16 protein-coding genes and 4 tRNA genes are annotated in these 20,381 nt (G+C 48.9%); 15 read left to right on the top strand and 5 right to left on the bottom strand.

Annotation, left to right across the window (positions count from 1 at the left end):
• The first annotated feature begins 93 nt into the window (after window positions 1-93).
• From dcd to LC508_RS10710, 6 genes are all read left to right on the top strand, one after another.
• On the top strand, window positions 94-615 hold the full coding sequence (gene dcd, locus LC508_RS10735; RefSeq protein ID WP_033142491.1) for a dCTP deaminase: 522 nt from the start codon (window positions 94-96) through the stop codon (window positions 613-615).
• 101 nt (window positions 616-716) lie between these two features.
• Window positions 717-1,895, top strand: coding sequence for a M20/M25/M40 family metallo-hydrolase (locus LC508_RS10730; protein WP_103733205.1), 1,179 nt, complete (start codon window positions 717-719; stop codon window positions 1,893-1,895).
• A 267-nt stretch (window positions 1,896-2,162) separates the two neighbouring features.
• Window positions 2,163-2,235 (top strand) — tRNA-Val (locus LC508_RS10725).
• Between the two features lie 31 nt (window positions 2,236-2,266).
• Window positions 2,267-2,340, top strand: a tRNA-Met gene (locus tag LC508_RS10720).
• A gap of 38 nt (window positions 2,341-2,378) precedes the next feature.
• Window positions 2,379-2,451: transfer RNA gene (locus LC508_RS10715), tRNA-Val, on the top strand.
• Between the two features lie 32 nt (window positions 2,452-2,483).
• Window positions 2,484-2,557, top strand: a tRNA-Met gene (locus LC508_RS10710).
• 49 nt (window positions 2,558-2,606) lie between these two features.
• On the opposite strand, the gene LC508_RS10705 is transcribed toward LC508_RS10710, so the two are convergent.
• The 5 genes from LC508_RS10705 to LC508_RS10685 all read right to left on the bottom strand — a co-directional run bounded on the left by LC508_RS10705 (window position 2,607) and on the right by LC508_RS10685 (window position 8,708).
• A complete protein-coding gene (locus LC508_RS10705) occupies window positions 2,607-4,139 on the bottom strand; it encodes a BCCT family transporter (protein WP_158587363.1) in 1,533 nt (510 codons plus the stop codon).
• Between the two features lie 30 nt (window positions 4,140-4,169).
• Window positions 4,170-5,459, bottom strand: coding sequence for an MFS transporter (locus tag LC508_RS10700; RefSeq protein ID WP_330608191.1), 1,290 nt, complete (start codon window positions 5,457-5,459; stop codon window positions 4,170-4,172).
• Window positions 5,437-6,855 (bottom strand): trimethylamine methyltransferase family protein, encoded by a 1,419-nt coding sequence (locus LC508_RS10695; protein WP_158587364.1) that lies wholly within the window; start codon window positions 6,853-6,855, stop codon window positions 5,437-5,439. Before LC508_RS10695 ends, LC508_RS10700 begins: the two co-directional genes overlap by 23 nt.
• 154 nt (window positions 6,856-7,009) lie before the next feature.
• Window positions 7,010-7,657: a TetR/AcrR family transcriptional regulator gene (locus LC508_RS10690; protein WP_033142488.1), complete on the bottom strand. Its 648-nt coding sequence runs from the start codon at window positions 7,655-7,657 to the stop codon at window positions 7,010-7,012.
• Window positions 7,658-7,844: 187 nt separating this feature from the next.
• On the bottom strand, window positions 7,845-8,708 hold the full coding sequence (locus LC508_RS10685) for a helix-turn-helix transcriptional regulator (RefSeq protein ID WP_158587365.1): 864 nt from the start codon (window positions 8,706-8,708) through the stop codon (window positions 7,845-7,847).
• Between the two features lie 462 nt (window positions 8,709-9,170).
• On the opposite strand from LC508_RS10685, the gene LC508_RS10680 reads away from it, so the two are divergent.
• The 9 genes from LC508_RS10680 to LC508_RS10640 all read left to right on the top strand — a co-directional run bounded on the left by LC508_RS10680 (window position 9,171) and on the right by LC508_RS10640 (window position 20,286).
• Window positions 9,171-10,166 carry an ABC transporter ATP-binding protein gene (locus LC508_RS10680; protein ID WP_081960461.1) on the top strand — a complete coding sequence of 332 codons (996 nt, stop codon included), beginning with the start codon at window positions 9,171-9,173 and terminating at the stop codon, window positions 10,164-10,166.
• On the top strand, window positions 10,153-11,127 hold the full coding sequence (locus LC508_RS10675) for an ABC transporter ATP-binding protein (RefSeq protein ID WP_033142485.1): 975 nt from the start codon (window positions 10,153-10,155) through the stop codon (window positions 11,125-11,127). The genes LC508_RS10680 and LC508_RS10675 overlap by 14 nt, the downstream gene beginning before the upstream one ends.
• The gene (locus LC508_RS10670; RefSeq protein WP_103730899.1) at window positions 11,128-12,510 is read left to right on the top strand and encodes an MmgE/PrpD family protein; all 1,383 of its coding nucleotides are present in this window, start codon (window positions 11,128-11,130) and stop codon (window positions 12,508-12,510) included. It abuts the gene before it with no gap.
• Window positions 12,511-12,518: 8 nt separating this feature from the next.
• Window positions 12,519-14,027, top strand: a complete 1,509-nt coding sequence (argH, locus tag LC508_RS10665; RefSeq protein ID WP_033142484.1) for an argininosuccinate lyase — start codon at window positions 12,519-12,521, stop codon at window positions 14,025-14,027.
• A 21-nt stretch (window positions 14,028-14,048) separates the two neighbouring features.
• The gene (locus LC508_RS10660) at window positions 14,049-15,647 is read left to right on the top strand and encodes a glutathione ABC transporter substrate-binding protein (protein WP_052099597.1); all 1,599 of its coding nucleotides are present in this window, start codon (window positions 14,049-14,051) and stop codon (window positions 15,645-15,647) included.
• 70 nt (window positions 15,648-15,717) lie between these two features.
• Complete coding sequence (locus LC508_RS10655) at window positions 15,718-16,638, top strand: ABC transporter permease (protein ID WP_033142483.1); 921 nt, start codon at window positions 15,718-15,720, stop codon at window positions 16,636-16,638.
• 15 nt (window positions 16,639-16,653) lie between these two features.
• Window positions 16,654-17,481, top strand: a complete 828-nt coding sequence (locus LC508_RS10650; RefSeq protein ID WP_033142482.1) for an ABC transporter permease — start codon at window positions 16,654-16,656, stop codon at window positions 17,479-17,481.
• A gap of 20 nt (window positions 17,482-17,501) precedes the next feature.
• The gene (locus LC508_RS10645; protein WP_033142481.1) at window positions 17,502-18,338 is read left to right on the top strand and encodes a hypothetical protein; all 837 of its coding nucleotides are present in this window, start codon (window positions 17,502-17,504) and stop codon (window positions 18,336-18,338) included.
• Between the two features lie 247 nt (window positions 18,339-18,585).
• Window positions 18,586-20,286: an ABC transporter substrate-binding protein gene (locus tag LC508_RS10640; RefSeq protein ID WP_103730900.1), complete on the top strand. Its 1,701-nt coding sequence runs from the start codon at window positions 18,586-18,588 to the stop codon at window positions 20,284-20,286.
• Window positions 20,287-20,381 lie beyond the last annotated feature (95 nt).

Genomic DNA, 20,381 nt, shown 5'->3' with positions numbered 1-20,381 from the left:
AACTGACCCGGGTATGCAATTATGCAGAGAAATGATATACTCAAAATAGCATTTTACTACAAAAAATAAAAAATACATTTGGGGGATAAAACAATGATATTATCAGGAAAAGAAATCAAAAAGCACATGGGCCGGGAGATCATTATCGAGCCGTTTGACGAAAAGCGGATTAACCCAAACAGCTACAACCTCTCTCTTGCAAATGAGCTTTTAGTCTACGACACACCGGTTCTGGATATGAAGAAACCAAACCCGGTCAAAGAGCTCATCATCCCGGAGGAGGGGCTTATTTTGGAACCAAACAAGCTGTACCTTGGCAGAACGAAAGAATATACCAGAACGGACTATTATGTGCCCATGCTGGAAGGACGTTCCTCCACGGGCAGGCTGGGCCTGTTTATCCATGTGAGTGCGGGATTTGGGGATATTGGCTTTGCCGGCCATTGGACGCTGGAGATATTCTGCATCCATCCGGTGAAAATATATCCCAATGTGGAGGTGTGTCAGATCTATTACCACGATATTGACGGGGAATATGACCTTTACAAGAGCGGTAAATATCAGAATAACACAGGGGTAGAGGCCAGTAAAATGTACCAGGATTTTGAAAAATAAAGGGATTTCGGCAGCAGTTCAGTCATCTGGACTGTCATGGACCGGCGGGCAGATCGTTTCATTTTCCGTGCGCCGGCCTGCATGGGGAAAAGGAGAAGGCTATGACACAGGAAGCGATTCGGAATCAGGCAGGGAAATATTTTGAAAAGGTAAAGGCACTGGCGGATTATCTGACAGAACACCCGGAGATCAGCGGGGAGGAAAAGGAATCCTGCGCGTACATAACGAAGTTTCTCAAAGAAGTGGGGTATGAGATAACAACGCCGTATGCAGGGATGCCTCATTCGTTCCTGGCTGTGGACAAAGAGAAGAAGGAGTTTCAGGGGCCAAAGGCGGCATTTCTGTGCGAATATGATGCCCTGCCTGAGGTGGGGCACGCCTGCGGACATTCCTATAGCTGTGCCGTCAGTATACTGGGAGCGCTTGCCCTGCGGGAGGCATATCCTGACCTGCCGGTGAGGATTGATCTGATCGGCACGCCCGGTGAAGAATTTGTAGGCGGAAAATGTTATATGACAGAGAACGGGGGCTTTGACGGCTATCAGTATGCGGCCATGGTGCATCTCAACAATGAGAATGTCACCTATTTTCAGGTACTGGCCTCCAATGACAGATACTTTACCTTCCGCGGAAAAGCAGCCCATGCCTCCGCGTGTCCGGAGGAGGGGCTGAATGCCCTGAACGCGGCCCGTCTCTTTATGGAGGCCATGGATATGTGGCGGCAGCATATCACAAAGGACTGCCAGTTCCACGGCATTGTGGCAAAGGGAGGGGCAGCTCCTAATATTGTCCCGGATGAGGTGTGTCTGGATTATTATTACAGGGCAGCCACTATTGAAAATCTGTGGAAGCTCAACAGAATCTCAGAGACCTGCGCAAAAGGCGCAGCCATGGCTGCAGGAACGACTGTGGAGTGGAGCCAGCGGTATCCGGACTACGGGGAAATCTACTGGAATGCTTATATGGACGAAATCATGCAGGAACTGTTTTCGGATACCGGAAGGGCGACCGTGAGATCAAAAGGTCCCGGAGGTTCCACGGATCTGGGAAATGTAAATCTTAAGATTCCCGTGTTCCATCCCATGATCGACATTACCGGCAGCCGGAAGGACATCGTGATCCACGACAGGGAATTTGAGAGACTTCTCCACACAGAAGCAGCCGCAGAAGTCCTGAGAGACGGCGCGTATATCATAGCCGGACTGGGATATAAGCTGGCATCGGAGCCGGAAGTGATGGAGAGGATAAAAGAGGACCACAGAAAATACAGAAATCTGTAAAAGGCTACCTATTAATTGCCAGAAACCTTCAGAAAATAAGAGAAACACTTACAACATGTAATGATTTCATAGAGGCCGGAATAAATAAATTATGTAAGCTTTATATTTATTCCGGCCCTAAAATCAAGGCTGTCTTGTGTTCGTTTTTAGTGCAAGGCGGAATGATAAGGATTTTTGTAAAATTTTGAAAAAAGGTATTGACAATTGACACAATTTAAGGTTATAATAGCAAAGCAGTCAAGCGATGGCAAACACTGCTAAATAAATGGGATCTTAGCTCAGCTGGGAGAGCATCTGCCTTACAAGCAGAGGGTCATAGGTTCGAGCCCTATAGGTCCCATTCTTTTGCCAAAAGCAGAAGGATAACAGATGGCGAGATAGCTCAGCTGGCTAGAGCATACGGTTCATACCCGTAGTGTCGAGGGTTCAAGTCCCCCTCTCGCTACTTGCTGTACAAGCAGCATACAATCAAATAAAAGTCTTGGGATCTTAGCTCAGCTGGGAGAGCATCTGCCTTACAAGCAGAGGGTCATAGGTTCGAGCCCTATAGGTCCCATTCTTTTGCCAAAAAGCAGAAGGATAACAGATGGCGAGATAGCTCAGCTGGCTAGAGCATACGGTTCATACCCGTAGTGTCGAGGGTTCAAGTCCCCCTCTCGCTACTATAAGAAAGCCCTTGCGGAAGAAATTCCGCAAGGGCTTTTCGTGTTTTTATGCCGGAGGTTCCTTTTTATCCTGATACATATGGGGTGTAAACATAAGTTTTATTGCACTTATCATGACAAACAGCAGGAAAACTGCTGCGGGAAGCCCCCCGATATTGGATATCATTTTCAGTCCGTCGACACCGCTGCCCACATTCATCATAATAAGTGTAATCAGTGCGATTTCCCCCGCCCAGAGTATTTTGATCCAGCTGGGAGATTCATCACCTTCATGATCCAGGCCATGGGTGGACAGGTCGGAGATCGCAATGACAGTGGAGTCGGCTGCAGTTACAAAGGAAAGAAATACAGCGATGAGGAAAATAAAAACCAGCAGGCCGGTAAAGGGCATGTTTTCAAAAAGCTGATAGATCGTGTTTTCAATTCCGGATTCAAACGCTTCAACCATTCCGCCATTTGACCGGTTCAGGGTAAAATGGATGGTGGAACCGGACATAATGGAAAACCACAGGATACTGAATACAGACGTGGAGAACAGATTCATGGCTACTAAATCCTTAATCCTCCGCCCATATGCGATTTTACCAAGAAAGACTGCCGTGATAGGTGCCCAGGACATCCAGCTTGCAAAGTAGAAGATAGGCCACTGGGCTGTCCAGGAATCAGTCGCAAAGGTGCCCGTATAAAGGGATTTGGAAAAAAAGTTATTTAGGTAATCCCCCAGGCATTCCACACCAAAATTACAGATAAACTGTGTTCCGCCAAATATCAGTACAAAGCCAATAATAAAGAAGTAAATGTAGACATTGATATTTGACAGCCGCCGTACACCGCGCATGATACCGGAGAGCGCAGAGACCAGAAAGGTGATAATGACTACAAGCATGATTGCGGACCACAAAAATGGAGTGGATTCCATGCCAAAGAGTTTATGGAGACCTCCGCTGAGGTTGAGAACTCCTACCCCCAGAGAGCCTGTAAGTCCGGCGACCAGCGTGAACAGGCAGATACTGTCAATCACTGCATTCAGATACTTATGTTCCCGTCCGCCAAGCAGAACCGTGACCATGGCGGCCAGCGAAAAGGATTTCTTTTTATTATAATACCCAAAGGCGAACATCACTGCAGGAAGTGTATAGATTGCATAGGGAAGTACAGTCCAGTGAGTATAAATTGCCGACATGGCAAATTTGGCGGCATCCGGTGACATGGCCTCTATATGGAGACTGTCTGGAGGATGCAGCAGGTGCTGTACCGGCTCTGCAGCGGACCAGAATATAATACCGCAGGCAATGGTGGTACAGATATTGATGCTGAACCATGAAAGGAGACTCATTTTTGGCTGTGCATCAGGTCCTCCGATCCTTACTTTGCCGAATCCGGAAAAATAGATGGCAATACATACAAAAAATATGAGGACCGGAAGTAAGATGAGCAGCCAGCCGAATTCATGGACAACGAAGCCATTTACTGTGTTGACGATCTCTGTGAACAGATCACTGTCTGCAATATTTATGATAATACACACAAAAAACAGAAAAAACGGCGGTAAAAATACTTCTGGTTTTATTTTTTTCATGCCATACCCCTCCATTTCACACAGGCCCTGTCACTTTCCCTGCCCGGTTTCGGGATTGGCTTTTATATAGCGTTTATTTATGATGACAGCTATGATTATGGCAGCCAAACCACATGCAGCCATAAAGGCAAAGAGTTTGTTAAAACCTCCGGTGATATCCTTATCCAGCCAGACCCCCACCATGGATGTGATAAAAGCATCCGGTATATACGCGATAAACGCAATGATACCGCTGGCGGCACCTGTCAGTTCCCTGGGAATGACCGCCTCGTCCATGATAGAATAGTAGATGGACTTGATCATATAGTTGATTCCGGAAATGAGGACCGATACAACAATGGCTATCCATAAAAAATTACCCAGGAAAGGCATGAACGCACTGGCTGCTGTGGCGGCGGCAAGCACACAGATCAGGAAACGGGAACGATATTTAAACCTGTCGGCTATAATACCGCCGATCACCCCAAGCCCGATCGCCAGTATATACGTCCTCAGAATCTGCAGCCCGCTGGATACCGCTGTACTTGTGTGAAGAACCTGTGTGGTATAGGTGCCAAAATAATAGGCTCCGCCGCAGTTAAGCGCGTAACAGAAGAAAATGAACAGACCTACCAGCCAGACGCCGGGAAGCTTTAAGGCTGCCAGTATACTGCCCTTTTTTGCCGTTTCTTTCTTTTCCGTCTGGACAGAAGAGGGAAATACGATCAGTGCAAGGACAGCAAAAACGAAGTAAATGACAGCGGCTATGATCAATATCATCCGGTAACCGCCCATCTCATCAGAGAACAGACTGAAGATCCAGATAAACAGAAAGCCGACAGCCGCGGAGACAAGGCTTCTCAGGGATTCACTGATTCCGAACAGTCTGCCCTGTTCTGCATCAGAACCAAAACTCCTCATAAGAGTAATATAAGGAGACCAGAGTGTAGCCGTAGTGAATACGGCATAAAGTGCAAATATGATGATAAGACTGGTATAAGACGGAAAAGTTGCCTGCCACAGCGTTGTGGCGCCGGTACCGGCAAGAGATATTCCGATCAAGATTCTGGGACTGAATTTCTGCGCCAGAATACCGCCCACAGCATAACAGAAGATTGCCAGAGTTCCGTAAATGGACCCCAAAAATCCAAGCTGCGTATTCGTAAGGTTGAGTGCGGCAATGGTCTGATCATAAAATGAGATACGGATAAATGGAATGAAATAAATCATTCCAACCATAAAGCTTAAAAGAGTCACTAAAAGGTTACGTTTTGATTTCGTCAGATTCATCCTAATTCCCTCCCTGTTTTGTATATACTTACGAGTCGACTGCCATATCAATATAGGCTTCGTCAATGCCTTCTTTTAGAAGCAATGCCTTTAAATCTCTGCATATTTCTGTGGATATATCCGGTTTCTGGTACACTTTCAGAAGCTGTTCCATGCGTTTTTCGATGTTTTTTCCAAATTGTCCCACAGGGTCTGCAATGGCACCCCTCACACTTACATGAGGTGCCAGCAATTCACTGCGGCAGTAATCCAGGGTGTGCTCTTCTATAAGGTATTGTCCGGCGTGACCCACTTCATGGATAAGGTCAAGGGGAACCGTGTCAGCATTTACATCAATATCTTTCAGATACCGCTCGGTAAAATCCAGAATTTCAAAATCGGTTATCAGTTTTTCATAAGATACAGCCAGATAGCTGTCTATGATCCCGGCACTTTGAGTCATGATGTTGATTCCGCTCTCCTTACAGGCCATGCAGGTCATCATGGATTCATATCCGGCCTGTACATTAAATGATTTTGCATCGCTTAGCGAGCCTCCTGCCCGGCTTGGGATACCATAAAATTTTGCCATTTCCGCGCAATATTTATAACTGAGGGCCCCTTCCGGTGAGCCGATGGCGATGGCTCCGGTTGCCATGTCGGCATTCGTGGACTGGGAGCCGTAGATGACAGGGGCACCGGGTTCACACATCTGTGCCAGCACAATGGTTGCAAGTACCTCTGCGTTGACAACCGCGATCATGCCCGCCAGTGTGACAGGGGCGGTGGTACCGGCCATAGCGGCAGATGCGATGATCACAGGCTGGCGGTATTTTGCCATAGTAAGGACGGTTTCCGTCATGATTTTGTCGAGATACAGAGGAGTATTTGTATTGGCGATGGTACACAGGCGGGGTTTTTCCTTCAGCTCCTCAACCGTGACGCCAAAGCGGATACAGGCCATTTGGATCAGTGTTTCCATGGATTCGTAATCCCCTGCAGCAGCAAAGATACATTTTTGTGTGTGCAGCATACTGGCCAGGGCCAAGAGCGTTATGTAGGATTCCGTGGGGATGTCATTGGGCTGGCAGGCAAGTCCCCCGTTCAGGCAGTAGGAGGGATTTCCCTCAAACAGCTTGATCAATTTGATGAAATCCGAAAACAGGGCAGGCCTGGTCTGTCCATCCTTGTCCATAATAAAAGTGGCGCCGCCGCACGGTCCGTTATAGCGCCTGTTTCCGCCGATCTGCATATCAAATCTGGAATCAGAAGCGTAAAGGGGGGCAGTGGAAGGTGCTTTTCTGACCCACTCCATAATTTGATCCTCTGTGAAATACGCCACATTTCCATCTACCTTTATGCCGTGGTTTTTCAGTATCTCCAGGGCGTCCGGATGGTAGAATTTCATTCCTGTTTTATTCAGGATCTGCATGCTGGCTTCGTGAATCTTTTTTACATTGTCGTTCATTTGGAAAATAACCTCCTTTTTTGTGGTGAACATGTTAACCAGTAGGGTAAAAAAAATATTTATGGAACAGGACAAGAATTTTCTTATCCTGTTCGGGGCGGATAGATATAGATGAAATCCGCCTTATGTCCTGTCAGGTACAGACACAGACCATTCAGATGAGATACATGCGGATGTTTTTTTCAATCAGAGCATCACAATGGGCAACTGCCTTCTGATAGGCATCAGGGTCTTTTGGACTGTTGATATACTCACTTAAGAGTCCCCTGGCAATCAGGCAGTTGATCTGACTTACATATTCCGCATCATCATAGCTGAGCCGTCCTTCTGCAGCAGCACGGCGAAACCAGATGTAATCTCTATCCTCAATACATCCGCTGAAAATGGAGCAGTAAAACATGGCAGTGTTTGAACCCTCCACAAAAACAGGATACATTTTAAGGTATTCCTGCAGTATGGATTCCAGATCATTGCGTATGTTGCCCCAGAACAAATTCAAAAATATATAGGGATGCATAAACGCATACTTGTCAAAAAGTCTCCAGGCGTTTATCTGTGCTTCGATAATATCATCCTCGTTTTTCAGATTTTCCTCTAATTCCTCTATGTAAGGCTTCAGAAACCTTACAGATGCCAGGGCCAGTAAATAGTCCAGGCTTTCAAAGTGCTTGTACAAGGCGGCTGCCGAACATCCGACTCTTTTTGCCAGATCACGTACGCGGATATTTTCAGCGCCTTTTTCCAGAATCATATTATAAGCTGCTTCAATCAGCATTTGTTTGGTGTTATTTTCCGAGTTCATTTTTTTACCTGCTGTAATCTATATTTGTAAATGGCAGAATGGTCAAACCGATTATGTGGTGAACATGTTTACCATATAGCTGAATCATAATCTATATTTGTAATTTTGTCAACAGGTATTTTATTGTAACAGTGCCGTCAGGTCTGCGCATTTACTGCGCCGACCGTGCATAAGATTAGTGGCACCTTTATCGTGTAAAAATATCTCTTTTCGGGGGAGTTGGAGATACATAGCTGTCCAAAGTCAAATACTGTCTGGCATATTGTTTTGGTGACATGCCGACGGTTTTTGTGAAAGTATGTATAAAATGATTGTTGCTGTTAAAACCGGCACGCTCACCGGCCAGCATAACAGAGAGACCCTGCCTGAGATATGATTTCGCCAGGGTGAGACGTCTCCTGATGATATAATCCGTAATGGTCATCCCTGTCAGATCCTTAAAGCGGTGGCTCAGATAATATTTACTCACATAGAAATTCTGCGCAAGCAGATCCAGGCTTATTTTTTCGGTTATATGTTCATTTATATAGTCAATCACAGGATAATAAGCAGAGATCTGTTCTTCACTTGGAACCTGTGTAAGCAGCGGAGTATCGTAGAGAAAGTTAATATAGACCAGCACTTCTGCCAGCAGTGTCCTGGCAAAGATGTCTTTGCCGAAGGCAGAGCAGTCTGAGGCAAGATAGTATTCAATCTTGTTGATCAGCTTCAGAAGATGGTCTATCTGGTCAATATTCAGCTTGTTCATATGGTTGAACTGGTTATGGTTCCTGAAACATTTCAGCAGGTCAAAATCTTCTGTGGAGATTCCTTCCACCTCTTCCTGATAAAAACGAATAGAATAATACTGATAGATCGAGCGTGGTTTCGGCACACTTCTGTGCAGGTCACTGCTGTTTAAAATAAAGATGCTGCCTCGGGAAATGGGGTATATTTTGTCACGGATATAGAAGCTTTCGCCTTCTGACATTATGAGCAGTATTTCCATCTGGTCATGAAAATGAAACGGACTTTCCTGCCAGATCTCTTTTGTAAAAAAGCGTATTTCCATATCTGTTTTTCCCCCCTTTTTTCCTGTTATGTATATTGTCTGCAGCTGTTTCGTCAGGTCTGTATATCTGCTGCACTGGCCGTGTACGAGTGCTGTCATCATTACTTTTTGAAAAGTATATCCCAGGCCGTTTCTTTTGTCAATAGATGTCGAATCAGGGAAAGATGGCAAATAATACCAATGTAAAATCGCAAAATAACACATATTTTACCGAAAAAAAAGCAAGATTCAGGAATTACAGAAAATCGAAAGAAAGGGACTGTATGAATTTTGGCGCAGAAAAACAAGGTTTTTGGAATAGTACCGACAGAGGCAGAAAAACAGCAAATTTAATGTTCTAACAAAGCAAGTTATAAGAACATTTAAACAAGGCGATTCGGTATAATTGATGATAGTTAATAGAAATTTAAGATAACGAAGGAAGTATTTACTGATTTTTTGGCATGACCAGGAGGTGTGAAGTTGGAAAAACTATTGGAAGTGAATGATCTGAGGACCTATTTTTTTACCCCGGATAAGACGATACCGGCAGTAGACGGGGTGAGTTTTCATATCAACAAAGGTGAGACACTCTGCATTGTGGGGGAATCAGGAAGCGGCAAAAGCGTGACCTCTCTGTCCGTCATGCAGCTTGTGCCCACACCCCCTGGAAAGTATGTAAGCGGCCAGATTCTGTTTGAAGGGGAAGATATTCTGAAAAAGACAGAGAGCGAAATGTGCGGTATAAGAGGCAATATCATCTCCATGATTTATCAGGAACCCATGACTTCTTTGAACCCTGTCTTCTCCATTGGGGATCAATTGATGGAAACACTGAGGATCCATCAGAAGCTGACCAAGAAGGAGGCCCAAAAAAAGGCGGTCCATATGCTGAGCCTGGTGGGTATCTCAGACCCGGAATCGCGTATGAGAGAGTATCCCCATCAACTGTCAGGCGGTATGCGACAGAGGGTCATGATCGCCATGGGGCTGAGCTGTGAGCCGAAGCTGCTCATTGCGGATGAGCCGACTACAGCGCTGGATGTGACAATACAGGCCCAGATACTGGACCTGATGAAAAAGCTGAAGCAGGAGCTGGATATGACGATCCTTTTTATCACCCATGATCTGGGCGTCGTGGCTGAGATGGCACAGCGCGTCATCGTCATGTATGGGGGAAGAGTGGTGGAGGAGGCAGAGGTGAGGGAAATCTTTAAAAACCCACGGCATCCCTATACACTTGGCCTGTTAAAGTGTATTCCCAGAATGGACAGCAGGCAGAAGCTGGAGGTGATCAAAGGTATGGTGCCTTCACCGGACCAGTTTGCCAAGGGCTGCCGCTTCCATCCCAGATGTCCTTATGCAAAGGAATTATGTACCCGTGAAGAGCCTCCCCAGCAGATGATCGGGACAACAAGGGTAACATGTCATTTTCCGCTGCATACAGAGAAGGAGGGAGAACGCAATGGGAGACAGTGATAAGAAAATACCGCTGCTGGAAGTGAAAGATCTCGGGAAAGATTTTGTCAGTAAGGGAAGCAGGGGAAAGAAAACAGTACATGCCCTGAACGGCATCTCCTTTACTGTTTACCAGGGGGAAACCTTTGGACTGGTGGGAGAGAGCGGCTGCGGTAAGACCACAGCGGGAAGAGTGATCAACTGCCTGACAAAACCCACCCGGGGGCAGGTATTGTTTGAGGGAAAAGACTTATTCCAGATGTCCAAAACGGAGATGAAAAAGGCCAGAAGAGAGATTCAGATGATCTTTCAGGACCCCTTTGCATCCCTGGACCCCAGAATGACCATAGGAAAGATCATTGAGGAACCCCTGGTCATACACCGCATAGGTTCCGGGAATGAGCGCAGGGAAAAAGTGAAGAAAATGCTGGAACGTGTAGGATTACAGCCGGATTACTACAATCGTTATCCACACGAATTTTCCGGAGGCCAGAGGCAGAGGATCGGTATTGCCAGAGCCTTGATCTTAAATCCGAAACTGGTCATATGTGATGAACCGGTATCAGCGCTGGACGTGTCTGTGCAGTCTCAGATTCTCAACCTTCTGGATGATCTGCAGAAAGAACTGGGGCTGACATATATCTTTATTGCCCACGGATTAAGCGTTGTAAAACATATATCGGACCGGGTAGGCGTTATGTATCTGGGAAAGATGGCAGAGGTGGTGAATGCGGAGCAGTTATTTGAAAAACCGGCGCATCCCTATACACAGGCTCTTCTGTCAGCGAACCCCATACCGGATCCGGATTTTGTAAAGCAGAGAATCATACTTGAGGGGGACATCCCTTCAGCATCCAACCCTCCGGCAGGATGTTACTTCCATACCAGATGCAGATATTGCAAACAGATCTGCAGGGAAAAAGAACCGCCGTATCGGCAGATAGGAGACAGGATCGTGGCATGTCACTTTCCGCTGGAATAGATGAAAGAGAGAACGGGAATTGAAAGATTGGTAAACTACCTTTTTACACATCAGGAGGCACTGCGGTCTGCCAAAGCAGAACAGGCAGCCAGAATGTGCATTTTAGATGAGATTGGGTGCGGGATTTACGGCAGCCGGACACAGGAGGGGGCCGGTATTATCAAGACTGCGGCAGAACTTGGAAACGGCGGGGACATTCCCGTATGGGGAACAGGTGTCCTGCTCACAGAGGATATGGCGGCCATGGTAAACGGCGCGCTCTGCCATATCAGGGAAATGGATGATGTCCATTACGCCATCCTGCACACAGGTGCTGTATGCGTGCCCTCCGCTTTGGCAGTTGCACAGCGCTGTGGCTCCTCATGGGGACAATTGCTGTGGGCCGTCACTGCAGGTGTGGAGGTGTCTGTCAGAATCGCGGAAGGCATGGATTTTTTAGATCACAGGGAAAGAGGCTGGCACGGAACCGCCACATGCGGTGCATTCGGAGCAGCGGCAGCCGCCGGAGTTCTGCTGGGTCTGGATGAGCAGCAGATGGTAAACGCTCTGGGGATCGCGGGAAGCAGGACAGGGGGAAGCTGGGCTTTTGCCGCGGACGGGGCCATGACAAAACGCATACATCCCGGTCTGGCTGCACGTGACGGTATCGTGAGCGCCTGTCTTGCAAAAAATGGGATCACAGGGCCCCATCAGGTACTGGAAGCTGCAGACGGTGGCATCTACCGCATGATGAGCAGGCAGTATTGTCTGGATGTGCTGGATGCCGTAAAAGAGAGGGCGGCTATAGAGGAGGTGGAGTACAAGTGGTTTGCATCCTGCAAATCCGTACATTCCCCATATACGGCGGCCCATGAGATTTTTAAACGGCACGGATTCACAGATGCGGAGAAAATCCGGGACGTGCGGGCAGAGGTGAACCAGTCCGCCATTGAGATGGCAGGCGGCACCTACCGCCGGGATTCGGTTGTATCCGCCCAGATCAGTATCCCCTACGGTGTGGCACTTGGCCTGATGGGCTTTGAGGGGAAGGCAGCAGACTACTCGGAAGAGCGCCTGAGGGATGAAAAGATCCTTGCTGTTGCGAAAAAAGTCAGGGTAGCGGAAAGCGAGGATATGAATCGTCTGAGAAGAGAGGAAAAACGCAGTGCCGCCAAAGTTACGGTTCAATGGAAGGATGGCAGCACAGATACAGAGACAGTAACAGCACCGAAGGGCTCCATGTTTAATCCTTTGTCAAAAGAAGATATCACGGGAAAGTTCATGGATCTGGCAGGCGGCATTATGGGAGAAGAGACAGCACGGGAAATCGCCTGCATAGCTTTAAAAAGCAATGCTTCGGATAGTGTTATGGAAATCACAGAAATCTTAAAAAGGAAAAAGTAGGAGGAGAAATGGAGAACAAGGAGAAAAAGGGAGGATTTTTTGAACAGATACAGGGGAATATCAATCCGGTAGTTCTGGAATATTACTACGGGCCGAAAATGAAGGAATCCGATACATCCTTTCCCTACCTGGTCCGTGTCATGAAAGCCCATGTCATCATGCTGAAAGAACAGGGCATTATCCCGGAAGAGGCAGCGCGCAGACTGCTTTCAGTCATGGAGGGATGGGGGGAACGGATTCCGACGCTTGACCCGTCCCTGGAGGATTTATATATCAATCTGGAACATCTGATCACGGTGGAGGCCGGGGAAGATATATGCAGTTATCTGCCGGTTGCCAGAAGCCGTAATGACGTGGAGGCTGCCATGTGGCGGATTGAGCTGCGGGAAAAACTGCTGTATTTGGCGGATGCTCTCCTGGAACATGTGGAGGTGCTGCACAGGCGTGCGGAGGAAACCGTGGACTATATTTTCCCGGGCTATACATATGGGCAGCAGGCACAGCCTGTCAACATGGGTTTCTATCTCTCAGGCATCGCGGCTCCTCTTCTGCGGGACGCAGAGAGAATCCTGCAGTGCATTGAACGGTTTAACAAAAACCCTCTGGGAGCGGCTGCCATGTCCGGAACAGAATACAACATAGACAGGGAACGGACAGAAGAGCTGCTGGGATTTGAGGGGGTTTGGGAACACACCGGGGATGCAGTGGCCAGCGCTGATTATATGATGGAGGCTGCCGGCATCGGAATATCTGTTCTGGTCACTCTGGCAAGACTGGCGGAGGATATTATCAACTGGTGTTCAAATGAAGCGGGGTTTGCGGACCTGTCAGATGACCTGATCGATTCAAGCAGTATTATGCCGCAGAAGCGCAATCCTGTCATTTGTGCAACAGTGCGTTCCCAGGCAAGGCTGCTGTCAGGAAGATACGCAGGAATATGCTCTGCATGCTCCGTGGAATTTCAGGCCAGCCGTGACATGACGGCAGCATGGTCTGATGTACTGGAATGTGTGGAAACTGCAAAAGGTATGTGCCGGATCAGCGCAGAATATGTAAAATCCCTGAAATTCAATAAAGAAGTTATGGAAGAAATCCTGTATAAGGGATTCTCCAATGCTACAGAGCTGGCGGACAGCCTGGTGCTGGAAGGAAAACTGTCCTTCAGACAGGCACACAGAGTGGTGGGAGGAGCAGTCAGCGAGCTTTTCCGTGCGGGAAAGGGTCAGGATGACCTGACCTGGGAGCTGCTGGATGGCTGGTGCCGTGAAATATGCAAAAAGGGCCTACCGTTATCAGAAGAACAGGTGGACAAGGCAAAGAATTTCAGGATCGCTGTGGAGAGAAGGGACTGTCAGGGCGCGGCAGCTCCATCTCAGGTATACAGAATGCTCAGGCTGCAAAAGGAACAGAGCGGTTCTGTAAAGAGGGCTGCAGAGAGAAAAAGAAGTGTATGGAACCATGCAGAAGAAATGATGCACAAGTGTGTGCAGGCAGTTATCTCAGATGAAAGGCCGTAAAGGCCGGGGAGGGTTTAGCAGATGAAGAGAAGAATGTGCTCCATGATTTTAACCGGTATTTTAGTATTTGCATTATCAGCCTGCGGAGGCGATTCCGGAAATAAGAAAGAGACGGATCAGGAACAGAAGCAGGAGGAAAAAACAGAACAGTCTGATGACAGCCAGACCGCGCAAGTGGCGGATGAGCTTATTGTACTGACAGGAAGTGACGCGTCTACCTTTGATCCTCACTTCTGCACAGACTCTGCAACAGAAATATTCAATAAGAATATCTTCAATAACCTGGTACGCTTCAATGAAGATATGGAGATAGAGCCGGATCTGGCGAAGGAATGGTCCATATCGGAGGACCAGCTGACCTGGACCTTTAAGCTGGAGGAAGGGGTCAAATTCCACGATGGTACGGATTTCAACGCAGAGGCTGTTAAGACTTCCTTTGAGAGAGTGCTGGATGAGAACCTGGGTTCCCCGAGAAGGTCTGTGCTGGCAGCGATCACCAAGATTGAAGCTGTGGATGAGCATACAGTCAATATTTCAACAGACGTGCCCTGCGGCGCTTTGCTGCAGCAGTTATGCCACCCGGTCGCAGCGATCATCAGTCCGAAATCCCTGGAGGATTACGGGGAGGAGATCTCCACACATCCGGTTGGAACCGGTGCTTTTAAATTCGTGGAATGGAAGACAGGAGAAGAACTTGTTCTGGAGAGAAATCCGGAGTATTTTAAAGGGGCTCCCGCTGTGGAAAAGGTATATTTCAGAGTAGTTCCCGAGGATGCCACAAGAGCGCTGCTGCTCCAGTCAGGACAGGCAGATGTGGCGCTGAGGCTTCCCGTGACAGAGACCGACAGACTGGAAAGCGACCCGAATGTGACGATCCAGAAGGGCGACACAGTCATGACCATGTACGTTGCCCTGAATAACAGCAAAGGCGTACTCCAGGATGAAAAAGTACGCCAGGCAATGAATTACGCGGTGGACAAGGATGTGATCGTAAATGATATCCTGGGAGGCATGGCCACGGTTTCAGACTCCCCCATCTCTCCATATACCTGGGGATACAATTCCAGTATGAAATACGAGTGTGACGTGGAAAAAGCAAAAGAGCTTCTGGCAGAAGCAGGATATCCGGATGGTATAGAGCTTGAGTTGTGGACACCGGTGGGCCGCTATCTGATGGATACACAGGTGAGTGAGAACCTGCAGGCACAGTGGGAGAAAGCCGGAATTCACGTGAATATCCGTCAGTGGGAATTCCAGGCATTGATGTCAGAGGTAAAGAACGGAGGATTTGACATGGTTCTTCTGGGATGGAGTCCATCTACAGGAGATGCTGACCAGGGGTTATATCCGGTATTCCACTCCTCCCAGTTCCCGCCGAACTCCAACAGGGCGTTCTATAATAATCCGGATGTGGATGCGCTTCTGGATTCCGCTAAGACGGAGGTAGACGAAAATGCCCGCAAGGATATGTATGCAGAGGCAGAGAAGACCATCATGGAAGATGCAGCATGGACCTTCCTGTATTATCCGAAACAGGCACTGTCCTACCGCAGCAATGTCTCCGGCATTGAGATGCTGCCGACAGAACATATCATGCTTGAAAAGGTTACAAAGCAGTAATTATACAGAGTAATAGATGAGACCACCGGCCTGCTGTTTTGGCAGGCCATAAGGCCAAGGAGGCGGTTGTTTGCTGAAATATATAATAAAGAAAATCATTTTTACATGCATTGTATTGGTGGGGGCTGCCACGTGCGCCTTTCTGCTCCTCCATGCGATTCCGGGAGATACGGCGGAGGCGCTGGCAGGACCGCAGGCAACCGTGGAGGATGTGGATAATCTGCGCCGTGCCATGGAGCTGGACCAGCCGCTGGGAAAGCAATATATCAGTTATATGGGAAACCTGCTCCACGGTGATCTGGGATACTCATACAGGACCAATAAGCCGGTTATGGATATTTTAAAGTCCGCATGGCCGGCAACCCTGCAGCTTGCGGTATGCAGCATGATCGTGGCAGTGCTTTTGGGGGTTCCCATCGGTATCTTCGCGGCCATTCACAGGGGAAAGGCAGGAGATACCATTGCAATGATAGCTGCCTTTTTAGGAGTGTCCATGCCCTCTTTCTGGCTGGCACTGTTGCTGATCATAGAGTTTTCAGTCAATCATAACTGGTTTCCTTTCTATGGAAGGGAAGGGATCTCCAGCTTTGTTCTGCCTTCCCTGACTCTCGGTCTGGGAGTGGCTGCCAATATAGCCAGGCTTACCAGGACAAGCATGCTGGAGGTTCTGGGACAGGACTACATAAGGACAGCCAAAGGAAAAGGTGTAAAAAGCGGGAAAATCATATGGGTGCACGCGCTGAGGAACGCGGCGGTTCCGGTGGTCACCATCATCGGCCTTCAGTTCGGAGTGCTGCTGGGAGGTCAGGTGGTGACAGAGACTGTATTTTCCTGGCCGGGTATCGGCAGAATGATCGTGGATGCGCTGAATACCAGAGACCTGCAGATCGTGCAAGGTGGTATTTTGATTCTTGCGGCTACGTTTACTATTATTAATCTGATCACGGATTTGGTATATGCACTGCTGGATCCCCGGATCAGGTATTCATAGAAGGGAGGGAAGGATGTGAGTACATTTCGTAAGATCATGAGAAACCCCAGCGCGGTTGTGGGGCTGTGTATTCTTCTGCTCCTGGTGGTTGTGAGTATAGCAGGACCTTTTCTGGTGGAATCGCCTTATGAACAGAATACCGCGGTGAAGCTTATGCCGCCTTCCGCGGAGCACTGGTTTGGTACGGATGATTTTGGCCGTGATGTGTTCAGCAGGATTGTCACAGGGGCGCACTATTCCCTTCTGGCAGGTTTTATTTCCGTGATCCTGGGACTTACAGGGGGGCTTCTTCTGGGGGCTTTTGCCGGATTTTACGGCGGGCTGTTGGATCAGATTCTAATGACTGTCTGTGATATTCTGCTGGCGTTTCCCAGTGTTCTGCTGGCAATGGCCATTGTAATGGTGATGGAACCGGGAATCTATACTCCAATGGTGGCAGTGGGTATCAGCTCCATACCGGTGTTCGCACGCCTTGTGAGGGCACAGTTCATGTCACTTCGGGAGAGCTGTTTTGTGGAAGCCGTTCGCTCTGCGGGGGCAGGGGATCTGCGTATTATTTTCCGGCATCTGCTGCCGAATTCCATTGGTCCCATTATCATTCAGGCCACGCTGAGGATCGGTTCTTCTATTCTGCTGGCAGCTACCCTGAGCTTTCTGGGACTGGGAGCACAGCCGCCCACACCTGAGTGGGGAGCCATGTTAAGCGCTGCCAGAAATTATGTGTGGACCGCATCTTATCTGGCATTGATCCCCGGTATAGCGATCACCATAACCGTAGTCGCGGTGAATTTGATCGGGGACGCGCTCCGTGATTACCTGGACCCCAGAACCAGAAATATGTAGATGTTGTCGGGAGGATAAATATGGCGAAAAAAGTACAGGTCACACTGACAGCAAATGAGGGAAAGCGTCTGATCGCAAAAGCGGCAGGCAGAATGCCTGAGATACAAAATCGTCTGAAAAATCATAAGATTCTTCTGTGCGGCGGAACTACCGTGTCGGCTCTCTCAGAGGAGCTGGGTTTTGGGCCTCTGCGCATTTCCGGCAGAATTGATGCCAGCGGTACCAGGACAGCCCTGAAGAAGGCCAAAGCGCCGCATAATCTGTTGCTGGACCATGGAAAAGGACAGAATGTGGACAGTAGTATCCAGAAGGTGGCAGAGTCCCTGAATGATAAAGACCTGGTAGTTGTGGGGGCCAATGCCATTGACCCTATGGGAAGGGCAGCGCTGGCTTTTGCGGCACTGGGGGGAGGCAGCAGGGGATATGCCCTTCACAGTGCATATATGCAGGGTGTTCCCATGCTGATCCTGGCGGGCATCAACAAACTGATCCCGGATCTGGGGGCAGCCCAGGCTCACAGCGGCAGAGCAGGTATTGATCTGTCCATGGGGGCTGCCATCGGATTATACAATCTGTTCGGCCCTGTCATCACGGAGCTGAAAGCATTTGAGATTCTCTTCGGCGTGGAAGCTGTGGTGATAGCGGGAAGCGGCTTCGGGACCGGCGACGGAACCAGGACATTTGTCCTGCGCGGGGAGGAGGCATCTATCCAGCAGGCATGGGAGCTGTGCCTCGGCCTGAAAGGGGCAGGGGTGTCAGCCTGCGAGGACAGCCTGTTTACCTGTGTGGGAGGATGCAGACACTGCCAGCGTCACGTTGGCTGCTATTATAAAGAACTGGCCCAGGGCGAAGACTGAACCCCGGGATGGGGTTCGCAGATTCAGAATGAGAGTCTGCAGCCGGCAGAAAACCTGCCGTCTGCGGGCTTTTTTTGGTTGAAAAAACCTTGCTCTCAAAACCCCGGGGGCGGCTTGCGGGCCATTTTTCCCTCTGTTATACTCCATTCAAGACAGACCGGAAGCGGGATATCTTCCGGGATGAGAAAAAGTAAATGTGCAGACTACTGAATAGCTGCAGTGCGAAACAGAAAAAGGAGCAGAACACATGAAGAGAAAGATTGCGGCAGTCCTCTGCTGTCTGGCCATGACTATGACCTTGCTGGCAGGATGCGGGAGCGGAGGGGATTCCGGTACGAATTCCGCCAAGGAGACGGAACAGAAGAGCGATGAGACAGAACAGAAAAGTGAGGAGACGTCAGCGAAGGCAGATGCTCCAAAGGAAGAACAGGCAGATGCGTCTGCAAAAGATGAGGTGACCATTGGCTTTTCCAATGACGCGGACAGCTGGGACCCCTGCACCGGGTTCGGCTACACCGGTTCCCCCCTGTATTCCTCGCTTGTGAGAGTAAACGGGGATGACAAGCTGGAAAATGACCTGGCTACAGAGTACAGTGTCAGTGAAGACGCTTTGACCTGGACCTTTAAGATCAGAAACGACGTGGTATTTTCAGACAAAGAGCCATTAAAGGCATCGGATGTGGCGTTTACCTTCAACACCACAAAGGAAAAGGCAACCTACATGGATCTCACCATGCTGGAGAGCTGTACAGCAGCGGATGACACCACAGTGGAGTTCAAACTGAACAAGCCCTGCGTGACCTTCATCTATACAGTTGCCCAGATTGGAATTGTCCCCGAGAAATCCTACAGCGACAAGTTCGGCCTGTCCGCAGAGGAGACCATTGGCTCCGGTCCGTACAAGCTGACACAGTGGGACAAAGGACAGCAGTTCATCCTGGAGGCCAATGAAAATTACTACGGAGAACAGCCTGCCATCAAAAAGGCAGTGTTCCTGGTACAGGAGGAGGACGCCAGATTTGTCTCCGCAAAAGCCGGGGATGTGGATATTGCCCTGACATCCGCCACGATTGCGACCAATGAGATAGAAGGCATGCACGTGGAGGAAGTGGAGTCTGTAGACAACCGCGGGATCACCCTTCCCACCGTGCCGGATGAGGGAAAGACAACCGAGGACGGCTACAAGATCGGAAACAACATCACTTCAGATGTGAATGTGAGAAAAGCCCTGTGCTGCGGTATTGACCGGGAGAGGATCATGGAAGAGGCTCTGAACGGATTTGCGAAACCTGCCTATACAGAGTGTGACGGCATGCCCTGGTGGAATGAGGAAACGGTCATTGAGACAGATGTGGACCACGCAAAACAGCTTCTGGATGAAGCGGGCTGGAAAGACGAGGACGGCGATGGGATCAGGGAGAAAGACGGCACAAAGCTGGCCTTTAACCTGATGTATTTTGCGGGGGATTCCATGCGGCAGGCAGTTGCCATGTCAGTGGCAAACCAGGCAAAGGAAAACATGGGATTTGACATTACGGTGGAGGGCGTCAGCGCGGACGACACCGTAAAGAGGATGTTCTCAGAACCCATGATAATGGGCTGGGGTTCAGACAGTCCCATGACTTCCTATATGCTGTACCACAGCAGCAATGCAGGTAAGACGGACTTCTATAATCCGGAATTCTATACCAGCGAAAAAACAGACGAATATCTTGACAAGGCCATGAATTCCCTCAGCATAGAGGAGTCTTACCAGTGGTGGCAGAAAGCACAGTGGGATGGTGAGACCGGTACTTCCATGAGAGGGGAAGCGCCCTGGGCATTCTATGTGAACATGTCCCATCTCTACTATGTGAAAGACGGATTGGACATCGGAAAACAGAGAATCCATGCGCACGGTGCTGCGTGGCCTCTGGTTGCCAACCTTGCAGAGTGGACCTGGAAATAAATAAAAGCAGGAGAAGCTGCTCCGGACGTAAATCGGCAGGAATGATTTTACGTTCGGGGCTGTTCGTGTCCTGGAGCGTGTTTGAAAATTCATTC

Origin of the sequence: Blautia parvula (assembly GCF_020215665.1) — a bacterium.
GTDB classification, from domain to species: Bacteria; Bacillota; Clostridia; order Lachnospirales; family Lachnospiraceae; genus Blautia; species Blautia celeris.
Note: the sequence above shows the minus strand (reverse complement) of the source record. Positions and strands in the feature narration are given on the sequence as shown.